Source organism: Nonomuraea sp. C10, from assembly GCF_008017515.1.
Taxonomy (GTDB): domain Bacteria; phylum Actinomycetota; class Actinomycetes; order Streptosporangiales; family Streptosporangiaceae; genus Nonomuraea; species Nonomuraea ferruginea.
This window is the reverse complement of sequence record NZ_VPFF01000001.1, coordinates 923,803-941,791: the sequence shown is the minus strand read 5'-3', so window position 1 is coordinate 941,791 and position 17,989 is coordinate 923,803. Positions and strand designations below refer to the sequence as shown.

Sequence of the window (17,989 nt, the reverse complement as noted above, 5' to 3'; positions counted from 1 at the left end):
CGGCGTGCGGGCTGTGAGCGGAGGACCCCGGCGGCGGTCAGATCATCCCGGACCGGGGCGGTGCTCGGTGGGCAGGGGCGCGGGAAGCAGCTTGCCGAACGGGACGGCGCGCATGGCGCGCAGGCGTTCGGCGGCGCGAAGGTGGCCGTGTCCGGCGGCGAGCCTGTAGTAGGCCCTGGCGATGTCGAGCTTGGACGGGCCCTCCTGCTCGTAGGCCCGGCCGTAGGCGAAGGCCAGATCCGCCGCCAGGTCGATCGGCGGCCGGTGACGGTCGAAGGCCTCGGCGCCGGGATGCCGCCGCTGCACCGCGACGTAGGCCCAGTGCCGGGACTCCGCGACCTCGCCCAGCAGCGCCTTGATGATCGCCAGGCGGTAGGCGGGCTCGGAGTCGCCCTCGGCCGCCCGGCGGACCAGGTACGCGACCATCCTGGAGGTGCGCCGGTCGGCCTCCTCCGCAGGCGTCCGGTAGAGGTCGTACGTGCCGGTCGTGTGCGTGCGGGGCTCGTACGCGCCGGTGGCCTGCGCGCGGGGTTCCTTCCTGGCGGCGAGCCAGCGGGCCTGCCACTGCGGCACGGTGCCGAGGGGGGCCACCGGCAGGCCGGTCTGCTCGGCGTGGCGATGACAGACCGTGACGAAGGAGGAGACCAGCTCCCAGTCAGGGAGGCGTTCCCGCTTGCCGTTGAGTATGTCGCTGAGCGTGCTCGTGGGCAGTTCCTTGGGGATGCCCGGCGCGCGCGACAGCCGGTTCATCCGGCCATAGCTCGGCTGCCCGGCCGCTTCCCGCAGCTCTATGAGCTGGGCTATGAAGGCGTGGTGCTCGCCCTTATGCGTTTCAGTCATCGTCCTTGAAAGTGTCGAACGGATCAGGTTGTCGCCATATTTGCAGAAAAAATCTCGCAGTTTGGACGGTTTTCCGATATCCATCTATTTCGGCATCAACGGCCACTTTCATTGATCTCCGGCGCAGCCGTACCAGGTGTGGTACCGCTGGTCAGACGGCCGATGGGATCGTCTTAGGTGGCTGATTTCCGGATAAGTCAGGAACAAGCCGGACGACCTCGTACGATCGCGGAAGTTTGCCCCCGGGGACGCTTCGTTGTCGATCTCGTCCGGCTCTGTCCGGGCATGTTTGCACCACTGGCCGGCGCCTTTCCCGGAGCCGCACCATGGGTCGCGTCCACCGCCGCCCTCCGGGAGGCCAGCGCCCCCATGCCGCTTCTCACGGCTCGCCCCTCAAGCATCACGTACCGCGCCGACGCTCCCTGCCCGGCGGACGAGCACCTGCTGGTCACCCTCCTGACGACCTGGGTCCTCGCGACCGGGCGCACACCTCCTGCCGTGCGCCCGGAAGAGATGACCCCCGAAGAGCTCATCGACTTCTGGGCCGACGACCGCGCCTGAAGAAAGAGGACCGATGTTCACCACCTGCCAGTTGCTCACGCTCACCGTGACGATCATGATCGCCGCGATCACCTGCGCGCTCTTCCTGGCCACCGGCGTGCCCTGGCCGGCCGCCCTGCTCGGCGGCGGCGGGGCGGGCGGGGCGACGCTGGTGGCCCTGCCCAAACTGCTGAACAGGCTCGACCCGTGACGCGTGAGAGATCCGCCTTTCCCGGGAGCTGTCCTGCTACGGTTTAGCCGCTCAATGGACACATAAGGGGATATATGTTCGGCATTGTCCGCCCATGCCGGCACGTCATGTGCGAGGGACTCTTCGCGGACTGGATGGGCCATCTGTGCGGGCTCTGCCTGGCGCTCCGTGACGAGCACGGGCACCTGTCCCGCCTGGTGACCAACTACGACGGCCTGCTCGTGTCCGTCCTCACCGAGGCCCAGTCCCCCGCGTCCGCGCCGCGCCGGCGGGCGGGCGCGTGCGCGCTGCGCGGCTTCAAGGGCGCCGACGTGGTGGAGGCCGAAGGGGTGCGGCTGGCGGCCTCGGTGTCGCTGCTGCTGGCGGCGGGCAAGGTACGCGACCACGTGGCGGACGGGGACGGCGTGTACGCCCGCCGTCCGGTGGCCGCCGGAGCCACCCGGCTGGCGAGCCGCTGGTCCTCGGCGGGCACGGCCATGGCGGGCACGCTCGGGTTCGACCCCGCCCCGCTGACGGCGGCGGCCGGCCGCCAGGCCCTCCTGGAACGCGCGCCCGCCCGCGCCCTGCGTGAGCTGACCGGGCCCACCGAGGACGCCGTGGCCGCCGCCTTCGGGCACACGGCGGTGCTCACGGGGAAGCCGCACAACCGGGCGGCCCTGGAGGCGGCCGGGCGCGGGTTCGGCAGGCTGGCCCACCTGATCGACGCGGTGGAGGACCTGGCCGACGACAAAGCGTCCGGCGCGTACAACCCGCTCGCCGCCACCGGCACCGGCCTGCGCGAGGCACGCCGCCACTGCGACGCCGCCCGCGCCGACCTCCGCGCGGCGGTCACCGAGCTGGACCTGCCGCACCCCTCCCTGGCACGCGCCCTCCTGGTACGGGAGACCGGCCGAGCCGTCTCCCGGGCCTTCGCCATCGCGGAGGGCAGTGAAGCACAGCCCCACCGTGCCGGGCGCTGGTCCGGGCGGGCGCCTGAGACGCCGCCCGGTGATCCCGGGGCGCCGCCGGGCAAGCGTCCGCCGAAGCGGGATCCGGGAGGGTTGCTGTCCTCGTTGTGTGCCGCGCTGACCTGCTGCACGTGCGGGCTGTACCGGCCCGCGTGGGACGAGGACCACGAGAGCTCCTGCTGCCAGCGCTTCGACTGCTCGGGCTGGGACGCCTGCGGCAACTGCGGCGAATGTTGCAACTGCTGCAACTGCTGCAACTGCTGCGGCGGAGACGGGTGCTCCTGCGACTGCTGATCCCCCGTAGGGAACTTGACACTGCATGCTGCCCTATTGCATCTTGCAATATAGAAGGAGGCAGTATGAGACTGTTAGTGATCGGGGCGACGGGCCGTACCGGTGCGCACGTCCTGGAGCAGGGTGTCGCGCGCGGCCACGAGGTGACGGCGTTCACCCGGAAACCGGAGCTCCTGAAAGGGCGCGAGGGCCTGCGCGCCGTCGTGACCGGGGACGCGACCGACCTGCCCACCGTGCGCGAGGCCGTGGCGGGCCAGGACGCCGTCATCTCGGCGGTGGGCACGAGCGGCATCGCGAGGACGCTGATCGCCGCGATGCGCGAGACCGGCGTGCGCAGGGTGGTGATGACCAGCAGCCGCTCCATCCCCGCCACCCGTCCCCGCCTCGCCGTCGGCCTGGCCTGGCTGTTCTTCCGATCGGCCTACGTGGACCTGGCGCGGGCCGAGGGCATGCTGGAGGTCTCCGGCCTCGACTGGACGATCGTCCGCGCCACCATGCTGACCGGCAAACCCGCCAACGGCCGGCTGCACGTCGACTTCGAGGCCAACGCCACTGGCGGCGAGGCCACGCTGCCCCGCGCCGACTACGCGACGGCGCTCCTGGACGCGGCCGAGGACGACGCCATGATCGGCAGGACGCCGGGCGTGTGCGGCGCCCGGGCCTGAACCGGACCCGCGAAGCCCCCCACCGTCGTCATGGGGTGCACGTGTAGCCCGCCGGCAGGGATGGGTCGCCGCCGGGGCGGGTGGCCTGGAAGCCGAAGGACGTCTCGCCGCCCGGCGCGACAGTGGCGTTGTGCCCGGCGGGGCGGGCGGTGGCGGTGCGGCCGTTGTTGTGCCCGTGCACCGCGTCGACCCCGGACAGGATGGGATGCCGAGCGGGGTGGCCAGCGCCGCGTTCTGGAACCTGTCGTACATGTCCGCCCAGGCAGCCGGGGTGTTGGGCGACGGCGCGGACACGCCGCCCGACAGCACGGACCCGAGGCGGTAGGCGGTGACGTCGGCGGGCGCGGGAGCGGTCAGCCAGGGCGCACCACCAGGCCCGATGGAGTGAAACTTTCACCCTTCCCTAACAAGATCGCGCCATGTATGGTCAAGCCGTTGCCGAAAGAAAGTTTCACCCACGGAGGATCGATGGGCAAGAAGCTTCACCTGCTGGCCGTTCCGATCGCGGCCGTCGCCATGGCCGCACTCACCAGCCTTCCCGCACAGGCCGCCGACGGCTACGACCGGTGCCAGCCGGGGAACTACTGCATGTTCTCCGGCCTCGACGGCACCGGTGACATCATCCAGATCACCGCCGACACCCCCGACCTCGCGGCGCTGGGCATGGCCAACCGCGCCAACTCCGACTGGAACCGTACGAGCTCCCTCGTCCACCTCTACTCCGGGGCGAACTACACCGGCTGCACGGCCGTGACCCGCGCCGGCTCCAAGGGCAACTTCTTCGCCACCTACCGCGAGTTCTTCGAGTCCGTCCGCATCGGCGGCCCCAACGGCCCGTCGTGCGGCACGCCGCCCGGCGAGGACTCCCCCGCCGTCTCTTCGCGATGACGGCCTCTTCGGGATGACGGCCGCGCCCCCGGCCGACGAACGGCCGGGGGCGTCGCTCAGCGGATGAAGCGGTCGACGTAGTCGGCGCCCAGCCCCACCTCGGCGTAGTGGCGGCGGGCGTTCTCGATCTTGGAGAAGACGTCCTCCACGCCGGTGGGGTTGCCGTCCGGGTCGACGTAGATGTACGCGCCCGTGACGTGGAACAGGGTCCGCATCTCCTCGACGCCCTCGGGGACTTCGAGGGTGTGGATGTCGCCCGGCGGCTCGAAGGCGTAGCTGCCCTCCTCGGCCCACCAGTCGTGCTCCAGGTAGTGCCAGCGGCCCCGGAGCGTCGTCGCGTGGACGGGGCCGGCGTGGCGGTGGCGCGACAGGATGCCGGACCTCCTGACCCGCAGGATGTTGACGAAGTAGCCCTGGGTCGCGCTGAGCAGGAGCGGCCTGAAGGTCACGTCGGGCGCCTGCGGCACCCAGAGGCGCTCGTCGCACTCGACGTCCAGCGCGCCGAGCTCGACGAGGTCGTCCACGGTGTTCGGCAGGAGGGGGCCGCGGTAGGGGATCGCGGCTTCGTCGCGGATCCTGCCGGCGTCCGGAGTGTCCGTCATGATGGTCGGTCCTTTCTCGATCGGCACAGGCGGGAACGCCGCCGGTGCTCCCGTACGGGAGCCGGCGCCGGAAGGGTCGTGCTATCGGTGGTTGTCGGACGGCAGGGGCTTGCCCCACCAGGCGGCGGGCCGGGCCCAGCCCAGGTCTCGCGACGCCCGCTCGGCGGCCTCGACGGTGAGCTCGGCCAGCCGGTTGGCGGGGTCGAGTATGACGTCGCGCAGGCCGCTCACGGACAGGGCGCCCTCGAGCTCGTTGCGGAAGTTGAACACCGGGGCGCCGACGGCGGCGATGCCCGGGGTGACGTTCTGGTCGGAGACGGCGTAGCCGCGCTGGCGCGTGACCTTGACCTCTTCGTTGATCTCGGCCGCGGTGGGCCCGTCCTTCGAGCCGTTCTCCGCGAAGTCGAGCAGCCACTCCCGATAGACGTCCTCGGGAGAGAACGCCAGGATCGCCATCGGCCCGGCGCCCAGGTGGAGCGGCATGGAGCCGCCCAGCTGCAGGGCCAGGCTCTGCACCCGGCGGCCGTCGAGGCGCTCCACGCAGACGGCGTCGAGACCGCGCCGGATGCACAGGAAGACCGTCTCGCCGCTCTCGTCGTGGAGGTGCTGCATGTGCGGCAGGGCCGCACGGCGCACGTCCATCCGGCGGACCGCGCCGGAGCCGAGACGGAACAGGTGCAGGCCGATCCCCCACTGACCGCGGGTGCCTGACTCGACCCAGCCGAGGGAGGCGAGGTTGCGCAGCAGCCGGTGGATGGTGCTGCGCGGCTCCCCCAGGGTCTCGGCGAGCTCCGCCGCGCTGACCCACTCGCGCTGGGCGAGGATCTCCAGGATGGCGGACGCCTTGTCGAGCAGGCCGACCGGCTCCCCGTCACTGGTGGAGGGGGTGCCTGGCGAAGCCTGTCCTCTCATGGAACAACCCTATCTTGGTGGTCGCGTGACAATAGTCGGATCAACGATCGGGAAAGTCGTCCTCCCGGTGGAAGGTCCCGTCGACCGTGATGCCTCCGTCGACGGGCAGCACCACCCCGGTGACGAACGCCGCCTGAGGGGAGACCAGGAAGGCCACGGCGTCCGCGACCTCCTCCGGCCTGCCGAACCTGCCCAGCGGGGTGCGCCGCAGCAGGGTCTCCTCGTCGAGGACGCCCATGACCAGCCCGGAGCGGAACATGTCCGTGTCCATGTAGCCCGGCGCCACCGCGTTCACCCGGATGCCGCGCCGGCCCCACTCGACCGCCAGCACCCGGGTGAGCCCCGAGACGCCGGTCTTGGCCGTGGTGTAAGCGAGCCGCAGCGGCAGGCCGAAGGTCGACCCCACCGACGCCAGGTTGACGATCGCGGCCCGGGGACTGCGTTCCAGCAGCGGGAAGGCCGCGCGGGAACAGCGCATGGCGCCGCCGAGGTGGACGTCGAGCTCCTTCATGAAGCCCTCGGTCGGGAAGCTCTCGGCCGCCGCCCGCGCGATCACGCCGGCGTTGTTGACCAGCGCGTCCAGCCGCCCGAAGCGGGAGCGCACCTCCTCCAGCAGCCGCCCGACGCTGTCGTCGTCGGTGACGTCGGCGTGCACCCCGACGGCCGTGCCGCCTTCCTTCGCCACCACGTCGGCCGCCGCGGCGGCGCCTTCGCCGTTCAGGTCGGCGATCACGAGGTCGAAGCCGTCCGCGGCCAGCTTGACCGCGATGGCGGCGCCCAGCCCGCGGGCGGCGCCGGTGACGAGGGCGACGGGCCGAGCCGTCTCAGCGGACATCGGAGGTCATCCTCCCCGACTTCAGGAACGCGCGGGCCTCTTCGGCGATGCCCGGCCCGTCGAGACGGTAGTGGCGGTAGAGATGGGTCGGCGGGCCGATGGGAGCGTACTCGTCGCGGATGCCGTGCCGCAGCAGGGGCACGCCGATCCCGTGGTCGGTGAGCGTCTCGGCGACCGCGCCACCGAGCCCTCCGTAGACGTTGTGCTCCTCGACCGTCATCAGCCCGCGTGACCCCTCGGCGGCGGCCACGACCGCCGCCTCGTCCAGCGGCTTGATCGTGTGCAGGTCGATCACGCCGACGCTGTGGCCCTCGGCGCGCAGCTCCTCCGCCGCCAGCAGCGACGGATGCACCGTCGTCCCGGTGGCGATGATGGTGAGGTCGTCGCCCGTGGCGTGCACGATCGCCTGACCCGGCCGGATCCGCTCGTCGTCCGGCTCGTACACCAGCGGCTCGCGGCCGCGGCCCATCCGGAAGTAGACCGGCAGCGGGTGGTCGGCGTACGCCTTCAGGAGCACGCCCATCGCCACGTGGTCGGCGGGCGCGACGACCGTCATGTTGGCGATCGTACGCATGATCGCGATGTCTTCCGTCGCGTGGTGCGAGGTGCCGTAGAAGCCGAAGGTGATGCCGGAGTGGTGGCCGATGAGCCGGACCGGCTGCCGGGTGTAGGCGATGTCGGTGCGGATCTGCTCGCAGCACAGCAGGGCCAGGAACGAGGCGAAGCCGGTGACGTACGGCCGCAGCCCGGTGGTGGCCAGACCGGCGGCGACGGACACCGAGTTCTGCTCGCTCACCCCGAGCTGCAGGAACCGGTCGGGATGGCGCTCGTGGAACGCCCACAGGCCGTTGGAGAACGACAGGTCCGGCGTGAGCACGACGACCGGCTCGCCGTCGTCGACCAGGGCGCCCAGCTGCTCTCCGAGCGCGAGCAGGCCCGGCGACTTGAGCAGCATGCTGGGGATGTGCCAGGAGCCCTCCGCGAGCGGCTGCCCATCGGCTCCGCGCGGGACGAGGCTGTCGGTGTTCAGGTTCACTTCTCGCCCTTCAGTTCCCGGATGACCGCGGCCTCGTCCTGCTCGGCGAGCCAGCCGAGATGCCAGCCGAAGTCGCGCTCCATGAAGCCGACGCCCTTGCCCTTGACGGTGTGCGCGATGACGGCCGTGGGCTTGGCCGGCGCGCCGTCGCGGAGCCGCAGCAGCGTGTTCAGCAGCGCCGGCACGTCGTGGCCGTCGACCTCCACGACGTCCCAGCCGAAGGCCCGCCAGCGGTCGGCGAGCGGCTCGATCGTGATGATGTCGTCGACCTTGCCGTCGAGGCAGTAGCCGTTGCGGTCGACGATCGCGACCAGGTTGCCCAGGCCGTAGTGACCGGCCGCCGCGGCGGCCTCCCAGATCTGGCCCTCGTGCAGCTCGCCGTCGCCGAGCAGGGCGTAGACGTTGAAGTCACGCCCGGTCATGCGGGCGCCCAGCGCCATGCCGAGCCCGACGGAGAGGTTGTGGCCGAGCGAGCCCGAGCTGAAGTCGCAGCCCGGGACCTTGGTCATGTCCGGGTGGTCGCCGAGCGGGTTGCCGAGGCGCGTGTAGCCGTCGAGCAGCTCGGGATCGAAGAACCCGTGGTCGGCCAGGATCGGGTAGAGCCCGACGGCGGCATGGCCCTTGCCCATGACGAAACGGTCGCGATCCGGCCACTGAGGGTCTCCGTGGCGCAGGCGCAGCACCCCGTAGTACAAGGTCGCGAGGATCTCCGCGCACGAGAACGTCGACGAGTAGTGACCCGTCTTCGCGATCGAGATCAGGCGGACGGTCTCGAGGCGGACGAACTGGGCGCGCTCGCGGATCCGCTCGACCACCTCCGATGAGGTCGTGAGGGACGCGCCTTCACTTGCGGGCATGCAGTCGATTCCTTTTCATGAGGTCAGACCATCGGCGGCCTAGCCATCCAGAGCTGCCTGGTCCCACTATGAACGATGTACAAGACTCAGTCAATGACACATACTCTCAGGGCATGAGAGCAGACAACAACTCTGTCTCATTCAACGAATGTGTGTCCTACTCATTGACATCGCCCGTTCTGGTTGCCACGCTGCTCGTCATCGCCCCGACCCAACGGAAGGAACGTCATGGAGGCGCTGGTCTACGCCGGTCCCGGCGCGGTCGAGATCCGCGACGTGCCCGAGCCCGAGCCGGGTCCGGGCGAGGTCCTCGTGGAAGTCGGTCACGTCGGCGTCTGCGGGACCGATCACCTCCTGGTCCGCGGCGGCCTGGCACGGGTCCGGCCGGGGGTGGTGATCGGTCACGAGATGGCCGGGCGCGCCGTCGGCGGCGACCTCGGCCGGGCGGGGCTCCGGCCCGGCGACCCGGTCGCCGTCGAGCCGCTCATCAGCTGCGGGACCTGCCGCACCTGCCGCCGCGGGCACCGGCACATCTGCGAGGCGCTCGGGCTCTACGGCATCGACCGCGACGGCGGCGCGGCGAGCCACGTGGTGGTCGCGGCCGACCGCCTGCACCGGCTGCCTGACGGCGTCCCGCCGCGGGTCGCGGCGCTCGCCGAGCCGCTCTCGGTGGCGGTCCACATGGTCTCCCGCGCCGGCGTGGCGGTCGGCGACGTCGTCATGGTCTTCGGCGGCGGGCCCATCGGCGCGCTGCTGGGCCTCGTGGCCCGGCTGTCCGGCGCCTCCGCCGTGCTGGTCGCCGAGCCGCGCGCGGACCGGCGGGAGCTGCTGGCGGAGCTCGGCATGACCGTCACCGACCCGCTCGGCGCCGACGTGGCCTCCTGGTGCGAGAGCCGCGCGCCCGGCGGGGTGGACGTGAGCTTCGAGGTGTCGGGGGCCGACTCCTCCTACGCGGCCGCGGCCGAGGTCACCAGGCCCCGCGGCACCGTCCTGGTGGGCGCGCTCACCGACCGGCCGGCCCGGGTGCCCATGTCCCAGGTGATGCTCAAGGAGCAGACGCTGGTGGGCTCCCGCGTCTACACCGGCGACCACATGGCCCGCGCCGTCAACCTCATGGGGACGGCGGGGCTGCCCCTCGAAGCGCTGGTCAGCGACGTGGTGCCGGTGCGCGAGGCGCCCGGCCGCGTGTTCGGCGACGGGCCCGCGGGGCTGATGAAGACCCTGATCGCGGCGGGTGACGCGTCATGACCGTCCTGGTGGCGGGCGCCTCGGGCGTCATCGGCCAGGCCGCGGTCGAGCGCTTCCTGGCCGACGGGACCGACGTCGTCGCCCTGTCGCGGCGGCCTCCCGACGTGGCTCCCCACCCCCGGCTCCGGCACGTCGCCGTGGACCTGACGGACGCCGCCGCGTGCCGGGACGTCCTGGGGCGGCTGGCGGGCGTGACGCACGTCGTCTACGCGGCGCTGTTCGAGAAGCCTGGGCTCGTGGCCGGGTGGCTGCAGGAAGACCAGATGCGCACCAACCTGGCCATGCTCACGAACCTCGTCGAAGCGCTCGTCGGCGCGCCCCGGCCGGTCCTGCGCCACGTCAGCCTCATGCAGGGCGCCAAGGCGTACGGCGGGCACGTCCACCCGCCCCGCCGGATCCCGTCACGCGAGCGGGAGCCGCGCGACCCCCACCCGAACTTCTACTGGCTGCAGGAGGACTACCTCCGGCAGGCGGCCGACCGGCACGGCTTCGACCTCACGATCTTCCGCCCCCAGATGCTGGTCGGCGGAGCCACCGGCTCGGCGATGAACGTGGTCCCCGTCATCGGCGTCTACGCGGCGCTCTGCGCGAGACTCGGCCTCCCGTTCGGCTTCCCCGGCGGGCGGTCCTACGTCTGGGAGGCGGTCGACGCGCGGATCGTGGCCTCGGCGCTGTCGTGGGCCCGCTCGTCGCCCGCCGCCCGGGGAGAGACCTTCAACATCACCAACGGCGACGTCTTCGAGTGGCGGGACCTGTGGCCCGCCATCGCGGCGGAGCTCGGCATGGAGCCGGCGGCCGACACACCCCGGGCGCTCGCGGACTTCCTGCCCCGGCACGAGCACGTGTGGAAGGAGATCGTGCGGGAGCACGGGCTGCGCCCGACGCCCCTGCCGGCCTTACTCGGCGAGTCCCACCACTACGCGGACAAGTGCTTCGCGTACGGGTCGGAGCAGCCGATGCCGCCGAAGTTCCTGAGCACCGTCAAGCTGCGCCGGGCGGGCTTCCACGACTGCCTCGACACCGAGGAGTCGTTCCGGTACTGGCTCGCTCACCTGCGCAAACGCCATATCTTGCCCTATATACACCCTTGAAATCTCATTCCCACTCTGATGTCATATGTCCACTGAGTTGGACAAACGGCTCCAGCAAACGGTCCACGTCCCGCTTAGCGCTACGTCGGGATCGAATGCGACGGCATCTCTTCGTACGACGCCATAAGACAGGAGAAGACGTGATCGCACAGTCGGCCCGTCGGTTCAGCAGGATCCGCGCGCTCGCCGCCATGGGCGCCCTGGCGGCCGTGGTCGCCGCATGCGGGTCCAGCCCTTCCACCGACCAGGCGGGCACGCCCGCGGAGGGCGACCCGTTCAAGGTGGGCATCGTCGCCCTCGACGCGACGCAGATCACCGCGCTTAACGAGCGCACCGCCGCCCAGAAGAAGATGAAGAGCATCGGCTGGGAGACCACGGAGATCAACTCCGACGGCGACCCCGCCAAGGCCATCTCGGCGATGCAGAACCTCGTGCAGAGCGGCGTGAACGCCATCATCGTGCAGACCTACACCCCCGACCAGCTGTCCGCCGGCCTCGCGGCCGCGAAGGCGGCCGACATCCCGGTCTTCTCGACCGCGGGCGGGCTGGCCGGCGGCGGGGAGGCCGGCGCGGTCGAGCTCGTCGCGGCGGCCAACGTCAACGACGAGGTGATCGCGGCGATCAAGGACAAGCCGAAGGTCGAGCTGCTCCAGCTGCGCTACACCCCCGGCGCCCCGTGCCGGTCCAGGGCCGAGGACCTCGACGCCAAGCTCGAAGGGCTGTCCAACGTCAACGTCACCCGCCAGGAAGTGAAGATCCCCGGCGGCGAGCAGTCGGCCCAGGAGGCCACCTCCGCCTGGCTGCAGGCGCACCCCGACGACGGGCAGACGACCTTCATGATCTGGCCGTGCTTCTCCGAGGCCGCCATCGGCGCGGTGTCCGCCGAGAAGCAGGCCGGCCGCGGCCCCTACCCGCTCTACACCTGGGACATCTCCAAGCCCGCGATCCAGGCCATCCAGGACGGCTACGCGACCGGCGTGCTGTGGATCCAGGTCGACAAGGCCGGCGAGCAGATCGTGGAAATGATCAAGGAGTGGCGTGACGCGGGCGGCTCGTGGCAGCCCAAGGACGTCACCGCGCCGAGCGTCCTGCTGACCAAGGACAACATCGAGCAGACGCTCCAGGAGAACCCGGATCTCCTCAGCTAGCGGTACCGGGACCTACCACCAAGGCCTGACGAGGGAGGCGAGTCATACGTGATGGCGACAGGGCATCCGGCCGCGCGGGCGGCCGGAGACGATCCGGCGCCCCTGCTGTCGGTGCGGGGCGCGGTGAAGAACTACGGCCTCGTCCAGGCCTTGCGCGGTGCCGACCTCACCGTCGGGCGCGGGGAGGTGCACGGGCTGCTCGGCGCCAACGGCGCCGGGAAGTCCACCCTGGTGAAGATCCTCGCCGGCCTCGCCAAGCCGGACGAGGGAGACTTCGCCATCGACGGCGTGCCCTTCCGCCCCGGCAGCATCCGCGAGGCGGCGGCGGCCGGCGTGCGCCTGGCCCACCAGGAGCTCGCCATCGTCCCGGCGCTCAGCGTGCGCCAGAACCTCCACCTCGGCCGCTACCTCCATCCCGAGCTGGCCGGCGCCAAGGAACGCGAGCGCGCGTACACGGAGCTGTTCGAGGAATGGGGGCTGGACATCTCGCTGGACGCCGTCATGCGCGAGCTGTCCCCCGCCCACCAGGCGACCGTGGCGCTGGCCAAGACGCTGGTCGGCAGCGGACGCCTGCTCATCCTCGACGAGCCGACCGCCTCGCTCGGCCCGAAGGAGGTGAGCGGGCTGTTCTCCATCATCCGCCGCCGCGTCGAGGCCGGTGCGGGCGTCATCTTCGTGAGTCACCGGCTGGGCGAGGTCAGCCGGCTGTGCGACGCCATCACCGTGCTGCGCAACGGCCAGCGGGTGCACGACGGCCCGATGGAGGGCGTCGACGAGCACGCGCTCGCCGATCTCATCGCCCACGACGCGGGCGGTGACCGGCGCCGCGCCGAACGCACCACGACGGCCCCGGCCGCCTCGGTCAAGAAGAGCGCGAGCCCTGACGGGCCACTGCTCTCGGTCAGCGGTCTCCGGCTGCAGAGCCGCGTGGACGACGTCTCGTTCGAGGTGAACCCCGGCGAGATCGTCGGCATCGCGGGCCTCGTCGGCGCCGGCCGGACCGAGGTGCTGGAGGCGCTGGTCGGGCTCCGCCGGGTCGTGTCCGGCGAGATCAGCCTCGGCGGCCGGGCCTACCAGCCCCGCGACCCGGCCAGGGCGCTGAAGCAGGGCGTCGTCCTGGTGCCGGAGGAACGCCTGGCCCAGGCGATCTTCACCCAGCGGGACATCGTGTTCAACTTCTCCAGCTCCCGTTTCCGCACGCTGGGCGGCGGGCCGGGGGGCATCCTGAGCAGGCGGTCCCGCTACCGGGAGTCGGCCCAGCGGCTCGCCGAGTCGCTGCGGCTCAAGGCGCGGTCGCTGAACGACTCGATCATGTCGCTCAGCGGCGGCAACCAGCAGAAGGTGGTGCTCGGCCGGGCGACCGTCGACGGGCTGCGCCTGCTCCTGCTGGACGAGCCCACCCGGGGCGTGGACGTCGGCGCCCGTTACGACTTCCAGCAGATGGTGCGCGGCCTCGCCGACCAGGGCGTCGGCGTCGTCTACGTCTCCTCCGAGCTGGCCGAGCTGGAGTACTGCGATCGCATCGTGGTCATGGTCGAGGGCCGCGCCACGGTGCAGTTCGACAACGACGACGGTTTCGACGAGGACGAGCTGACCCGCCTCTGCTTCCTGCGCGCCGGCGCGGCCGCCGTCGAGCAGGCATAGAAAGACGATCCAGGAGAGTTCCATGAACACCGTCCGTCACACCGCGGCTGGCCAGCAGCCCGCCGCGCCGCCACCTGGCTCGCATCGGGCCGAGCAGGCGGGCGCGAGCTCGATGACGCTGAAGGCCGTCAAGTTCCTCGGCCGTTACGGCACGCTGCTCGTCCTCATCCTGCTCGTCCTCGTCTTCTCCTTCCTGGACGGCAGCCGCTTCCTGTCGTTCACCAACTTCCAGAACATCCTCCTGCAGTCGACGATCTCGGTCGTGATCGCGCTCGGCCTCACGGTGGTCCTGGTGGTGGGCGAGTTCGACCTGAGCATCGGCTACACGGCCAGCCTGGCCGGCGTGCTCACGGCGGGCCTGTACGCGGGCTCCGCCGGGGGCAAACTCGGCGCCATCGGGCTGGTCATCGCCGTGGGGGCGCTGGTCGGCCTGGTGAACGGCCTCATCGTGACCAAACTGGGCGTCAACGCGCTGGTCGGCACCTTGGGCATAGGCAGCGTCGTCATGGGCGCCACCTACATCGTCACCGCCGGCGTGCCGCAGAGCCTGGACGCCTCCGGGATGGACCTGATCCAGGTCTACCTGGGCAAGCTGGGCCCGATCCCGTGGCCGATCGTCATCCTCTTCGCGGTCGCCGGGGTGCTCTGGCTGCTGCTCAACCGCACCTCGCTCGGCCTGGAGTGGCAGGCCGTCGGCGGCAACAGGACCGCCGCCGAGCTGAGCGGCATCCGCGTGCACCGGGTGGTCATCTTCGCGTTCGTCGTGTGCGGCGTCCTCGCCGCCGCCGGCGGCGTGCTGATCACGGCGAACGTCGGCAGCGGGCAGATCGCGGGCGGCCAGGGCTACCTGCTGTCCTCGTTCGCGGCGGCCTTCCTCGGCTCCGCGTGCCTGCGCGACGGCGAGTTCCACGTCGTCGGCACCGTGATCGGCGTGGTCACCGTGGCCGTCGGCTTCAACGGCATGGCGATCCACGGCGTGTCCACGTCCGCGCAGTTCATCTTCCAGGGCCTGCTGCTCATCGCGGCCGTCGGCATGAGCACCAGCGCCCGGCGCATGGTGTCCGGAAGGAGAGCAGGCCACTGATGAGCGTTCCCGAAGGCCGCAGGCTGATCGTCGGCATCGACAAGGGGACCACCGTCACCAAGGCGGCGGTCTTCGACGAGACCGGCAACGAGCTGGCCCGCGCGGCCCGCTTCATCGAGGTGCTCAGCCCCCGGCGGGGCTGGCACGAGGAAGATCCCGCGGTGAGCCTGCGCAGCACGATGGACGCCGTGGCCGAGGCGGTCGCCGCGCTGCCCGGCCGCGCCTCCGACATCGCCGCGGTGAGCGTGTCCGGTCACATGACCGGCGCCTGGCTGCTCGACGAGACCGGCCGGCCGGTGCGCAACGCGATCGCCTGGCCGGACGCGCGCACGCTGGACACGCTGACGGCTTTCGAGGCGAGCCCGCCGTACGAGGAGTACCTCGACATCTCGGCCACCAGCGCGCTGCCCGGCATGACGATGCTCCTGCTCGGGCATCTGGCCAGGCACGAGCCGGACGTGATCGCCAGGACCCGCTACTTCGCCTGCGCCAAGGACTACGTCCAGTCGTTCCTGACCGGGCGCGTCGTCACCGACCCGACCGACGTGTCCCTGATGCCCGGCGACATCGCCACGGGCCGGATCTCGCCGCGGCTCATGGAGCTGGTCGGGGCGGAGGCGTTCCTCTCCCGGGCGCCGGAGGTGCGCCCGTCCGGGGAGATCATCGGTACGGTCACCCGCGAGGCGTCGCTGGCCACCGGCATCCCCGAAGGCACGCCGGTCGCCAACGGACTCGGCGACGCCATCTCCGCCATGCTCGGCACCGGGGTCGTCATGCCCGGCCAGGCCGTCTCCGTCCTGGGCACGAGCTGGCTGAACCAGATGGTCAACCGCTACCTGGACGACGACCTGCGCGGGGTCGGCTGGGTGTACCCGTCGCCCGACGGCGAGCACTGGATCAGGTGCCTGGCCCACACCGCGGGCGCGGGCACGTTCGACTGGGCCGTGCGCACGTTCTGCCGCGACCTGGCCGGCGGCGCCGCGTCCGACTTCGCCGCCGTCGAGGCCGAGGCGCTGGCGTCGGAGGAGGCCGGCCACGGCCTCACGTTCCTGCCGTACCTCTCTCCCGCCGGCGTCCAGGCGCCCTTCAAGGACGGGAACGTGCGCGGGGTGATGCTCGGCCTGGAGCACGGGACGACCCGCGGCGACATCCTGCGCGCCGTCTACGAGGGCCAGGTGTACGCCGCCATGGACTGCTACCGGCGGCAGGGCGACGACCTGAGCCTGCTCAGGCTGACCGGCGGCGGCGCGCGCAGCCGGGTCTGGCGGCAGACCTTCAGCAACGCGCTCCAGGTGCCGGTCGAGCTGGTGACCACCAGCGAGTCGGCCGCGCTCGGCGTCGCCATCCTCGCGTCCGTGAACGTCGGCATCTGGAAGGACCTGGAGACCGCGGTGTCGGAGATGGTCCGCACCGTCGGCCGGGTCGAGCCCGACCCCCGCCTGGCCGAGCCCCACCAGGAGGCGTTCGACCGCTTCCTCCGCGCGCAGGCGGCGGCGCGCGAGCTGTTCGCCGGCTTCGGCCGCGCAGGCGACCAAGGAAAGGACTGATCGTGTACACCGCAGAACCGGCAGGGCTGGTCCGCACGGTGCTCGGTGACGTGTCACCCGAGTCCCTGGGGGCGATGCTCATCCACGAGCACCTGCTGACGGCGCCGCCGGCCTACGCCGTCCACCGGGACGCCGACCTGGAGTTCGGCACCGCGGAGGGCGCCTCCAAAGAGGTCTCCGACTTCGTCGAGGCCGGCGGCGGCGGGCTGGTCGAGCTCACCACGGTCGACTACGGCCGCGACGTCACGGCCGCGCTGTCCGCCGCCAGGGCCACCGGCGCCCACATCGTCCAGGGCACCGGCCTGCAGAAGGGCATCTACTACCCGGCCGGCACGTCCAGGCGGACCAGCGAGGAGCTGGCCGCCGGCTTCGTCGCCGACATCCTGACGGGGTTCGGCCCGGAGAACACCCGGGCCGGCGCCATCAAGGCCGGGACCTGCTCCACCGAGGAGATGTGGGACGTCGAGCGCAAGGTCCTCACGGCGGCGGCCATCGCCGCCAAGGAGACCGGGGCGCCGATCCTGACCCACACCCAGGCGGGCCGCCTGGGCCACGAGCAGCTCGACGTCTTCGAGGCCGCCGGGCTCGACCTGGGTCAGGTGTGCGTCGGCCACCTCGACCGCAACCTCGAAGCCGACTACCTCCTCTCGCTGGCCCGCCGCGGCGCCTGGCTCGGGCTCGACCAGTGGACCAAGGACAAGTACGGCCACGACACCGACCGGGCCGCGATGGTCCGGCGCCTCGTGGACGCCGGCCACACCCGGGTGATGGTCTCCGGCGACCTCGGCCGCGGCTCCTACCAGCGCGCCTACGGCGGCTCGCCGGGGCTCGGCCCCTGCCTCGACGCCATCAGGAAGGCCCTGGGCGACGAGCTGGCCGAGCTGACCCTGGTCGCCAACCCGGCCCAGTTCCTCGCCTTCAGGGAGGTCACGCGATGACGCGGGCAGTGCTCTTCGACCTCGACGGGACGCTCGTCGACTCCCGTCCCGCGATCCTGGACTGCTACCGGGCGGCGCTCGCGCCCATTCCCCAGGGCTGGGAGTCCCTGCTGGAGCTCGGCCTCGGCCGGGTGATGCGCTGGCGGATGCGCGAGGTGATGGCCGAGGTCGCGGGCGAGCGCGCCCCCGAGTGCGTGTCCCGGTACGAGCGTCACTACCTGGAGGACGGCCACCGGAAGGTCGTCCTCTACCAGGGGGCGGCCGACATGCTCGACGCGCTGCGCGGGCAGGGGCTGCGGCTCGGCATCGTGACGAACAAGGGCCGGGAGCGGACCGAGCACGACCTGCGCCACGTGCACGGCGCGCGTGACCTGCTGCCGCTGTTCGACGTGGTGGTCACCACCGAGGACACCGTCGAGCGCAAGCCGTCGCCCGAGCCGATCCTGCACGGGCTGCGCCGCGCCGGATGGACGGCCGGCGACTGCGCCTACGTGGGCGACGGCCCGCACGACGCCGAGGCGGCCATCGCCGCCGGGACCGCGTTCGTCGGCGCCGGCTGGGGCTACTACCCGGATGAGCTCGCGTCGGCCCGGCCCGCGCTGGCCGTCGCCGCCGCCCCGGGTGATCTCGCCGGACTCCTGCCCGGCGGCCGGTGAGCGCCG

General features: G+C 71.7%; 20 protein-coding genes. 13 read left to right on the top strand and 7 right to left on the bottom strand.

The window, feature by feature from the left end; all coding sequences use genetic code 11:
* Positions 1 to 42 precede the first annotated feature (42 nt).
* Positions 43 to 840 carry a hypothetical protein gene (locus FR742_RS04415; protein WP_148029726.1) on the bottom strand — a complete coding sequence of 266 codons (798 nt, stop codon included), beginning with the start codon at positions 838 to 840 and terminating at the stop codon, positions 43 to 45.
* 369 nt (positions 841 to 1,209) lie between these two features.
* Between FR742_RS04415 and FR742_RS44295 the strand changes: the two genes are divergently transcribed.
* The 4 genes from FR742_RS44295 (at position 1,210) to FR742_RS04405 (ending at position 3,497) form a co-directional block, all read left to right on the top strand.
* Complete coding sequence (locus FR742_RS44295; protein ID WP_187280989.1) at positions 1,210 to 1,401, top strand: hypothetical protein; 192 nt, start codon at positions 1,210 to 1,212, stop codon at positions 1,399 to 1,401.
* 13 nt (positions 1,402 to 1,414) lie between these two features.
* Positions 1,415 to 1,591: a hypothetical protein gene (locus FR742_RS44290; RefSeq protein ID WP_187280988.1), complete on the top strand. Its 177-nt coding sequence runs from the start codon at positions 1,415 to 1,417 to the stop codon at positions 1,589 to 1,591.
* 74 nt (positions 1,592 to 1,665) lie between these two features.
* Entirely contained in the window at positions 1,666 to 2,832 is a 1,167-nt protein-coding gene (locus FR742_RS04410) for a DUF5685 family protein (protein ID WP_187280987.1), read from the top strand.
* A 65-nt stretch (positions 2,833 to 2,897) separates the two neighbouring features.
* Positions 2,898 to 3,497: an NAD(P)-dependent oxidoreductase gene (locus tag FR742_RS04405; RefSeq protein ID WP_187280986.1), complete on the top strand. Its 600-nt coding sequence runs from the start codon at positions 2,898 to 2,900 to the stop codon at positions 3,495 to 3,497.
* Between the two features lie 28 nt (positions 3,498 to 3,525).
* Here the strand turns inward: FR742_RS04405 and FR742_RS44285 are convergent, their stop codons facing one another.
* Positions 3,526 to 3,678 (bottom strand): cellulose binding domain-containing protein, encoded by a 153-nt coding sequence (locus tag FR742_RS44285; protein WP_187280985.1) that lies wholly within the window; start codon positions 3,676 to 3,678, stop codon positions 3,526 to 3,528.
* Positions 3,679 to 3,965: 287 nt separating this feature from the next.
* Here FR742_RS44285 and FR742_RS04395 point away from each other — a divergent pair, with 287 nt between their 5' ends.
* Positions 3,966 to 4,385: a peptidase inhibitor family I36 protein gene (locus tag FR742_RS04395; RefSeq protein WP_148029723.1), complete on the top strand. Its 420-nt coding sequence runs from the start codon at positions 3,966 to 3,968 to the stop codon at positions 4,383 to 4,385.
* A 56-nt stretch (positions 4,386 to 4,441) separates the two neighbouring features.
* Here FR742_RS04395 and FR742_RS04390 read toward each other — a convergent pair whose 3' ends face one another.
* The 5 genes from FR742_RS04390 to FR742_RS04370 form a co-directional block, all read right to left on the bottom strand.
* Complete coding sequence (locus FR742_RS04390) at positions 4,442 to 4,987, bottom strand: 2,4'-dihydroxyacetophenone dioxygenase family protein (protein WP_148029722.1); 546 nt, start codon at positions 4,985 to 4,987, stop codon at positions 4,442 to 4,444.
* An 81-nt stretch (positions 4,988 to 5,068) separates the two neighbouring features.
* Positions 5,069 to 5,899 carry an IclR family transcriptional regulator gene (locus FR742_RS04385; protein ID WP_148029721.1) on the bottom strand — a complete coding sequence of 277 codons (831 nt, stop codon included), beginning with the start codon at positions 5,897 to 5,899 and terminating at the stop codon, positions 5,069 to 5,071.
* A 40-nt stretch (positions 5,900 to 5,939) separates the two neighbouring features.
* A complete protein-coding gene (locus FR742_RS04380; RefSeq protein WP_148029720.1) occupies positions 5,940 to 6,734 on the bottom strand; it encodes an SDR family NAD(P)-dependent oxidoreductase in 795 nt (264 codons plus the stop codon).
* Positions 6,724 to 7,770 (bottom strand): transketolase family protein, encoded by a 1,047-nt coding sequence (locus tag FR742_RS04375; protein WP_222708835.1) that lies wholly within the window; start codon positions 7,768 to 7,770, stop codon positions 6,724 to 6,726. The genes FR742_RS04380 and FR742_RS04375 overlap by 11 nt, the downstream gene beginning before the upstream one ends.
* The gene (locus tag FR742_RS04370) at positions 7,767 to 8,627 is read right to left on the bottom strand and encodes a transketolase (RefSeq protein ID WP_148029719.1); all 861 of its coding nucleotides are present in this window, start codon (positions 8,625 to 8,627) and stop codon (positions 7,767 to 7,769) included. The genes FR742_RS04375 and FR742_RS04370 overlap by 4 nt, the downstream gene beginning before the upstream one ends.
* 228 nt (positions 8,628 to 8,855) lie before the next feature.
* On the opposite strand from FR742_RS04370, the gene FR742_RS04365 reads away from it, so the two are divergent.
* From FR742_RS04365 to FR742_RS04330, 8 genes are all read left to right on the top strand, one after another.
* Positions 8,856 to 9,875, top strand: a complete 1,020-nt coding sequence (locus tag FR742_RS04365; protein ID WP_148029718.1) for a zinc-binding dehydrogenase — start codon at positions 8,856 to 8,858, stop codon at positions 9,873 to 9,875.
* Positions 9,872 to 10,966, top strand: a complete 1,095-nt coding sequence (locus FR742_RS04360) for an SDR family oxidoreductase (protein WP_148029717.1) — start codon at positions 9,872 to 9,874, stop codon at positions 10,964 to 10,966. Before FR742_RS04365 ends, FR742_RS04360 begins: the two co-directional genes overlap by 4 nt.
* A 140-nt stretch (positions 10,967 to 11,106) precedes the next feature.
* The gene (locus FR742_RS04355; protein WP_187280984.1) at positions 11,107 to 12,114 is read left to right on the top strand and encodes a substrate-binding domain-containing protein; all 1,008 of its coding nucleotides are present in this window, start codon (positions 11,107 to 11,109) and stop codon (positions 12,112 to 12,114) included.
* A gap of 51 nt (positions 12,115 to 12,165) precedes the next feature.
* Positions 12,166 to 13,758 carry a sugar ABC transporter ATP-binding protein gene (locus tag FR742_RS04350; RefSeq protein WP_148029715.1) on the top strand — a complete coding sequence of 531 codons (1,593 nt, stop codon included), beginning with the start codon at positions 12,166 to 12,168 and terminating at the stop codon, positions 13,756 to 13,758.
* 22 nt (positions 13,759 to 13,780) lie between these two features.
* Positions 13,781 to 14,842, top strand: coding sequence for an ABC transporter permease (locus FR742_RS04345; protein WP_148029714.1), 1,062 nt, complete (start codon positions 13,781 to 13,783; stop codon positions 14,840 to 14,842).
* A complete protein-coding gene (locus FR742_RS04340) occupies positions 14,842 to 16,389 on the top strand; it encodes an FGGY-family carbohydrate kinase (RefSeq protein ID WP_148029713.1) in 1,548 nt (515 codons plus the stop codon). The genes FR742_RS04345 and FR742_RS04340 overlap by 1 nt, the downstream gene beginning before the upstream one ends.
* A gap of 2 nt (positions 16,390 to 16,391) precedes the next feature.
* Positions 16,392 to 17,327, top strand: a complete 936-nt coding sequence (locus FR742_RS04335) for a phosphotriesterase (RefSeq protein WP_222708834.1) — start codon at positions 16,392 to 16,394, stop codon at positions 17,325 to 17,327.
* On the top strand, positions 17,324 to 17,983 hold the full coding sequence (locus tag FR742_RS04330) for an HAD family hydrolase (RefSeq protein ID WP_148029712.1): 660 nt from the start codon (positions 17,324 to 17,326) through the stop codon (positions 17,981 to 17,983). Before FR742_RS04335 ends, FR742_RS04330 begins: the two co-directional genes overlap by 4 nt.
* The last annotated feature ends 6 nt before the right edge of the window (positions 17,984 to 17,989 follow it).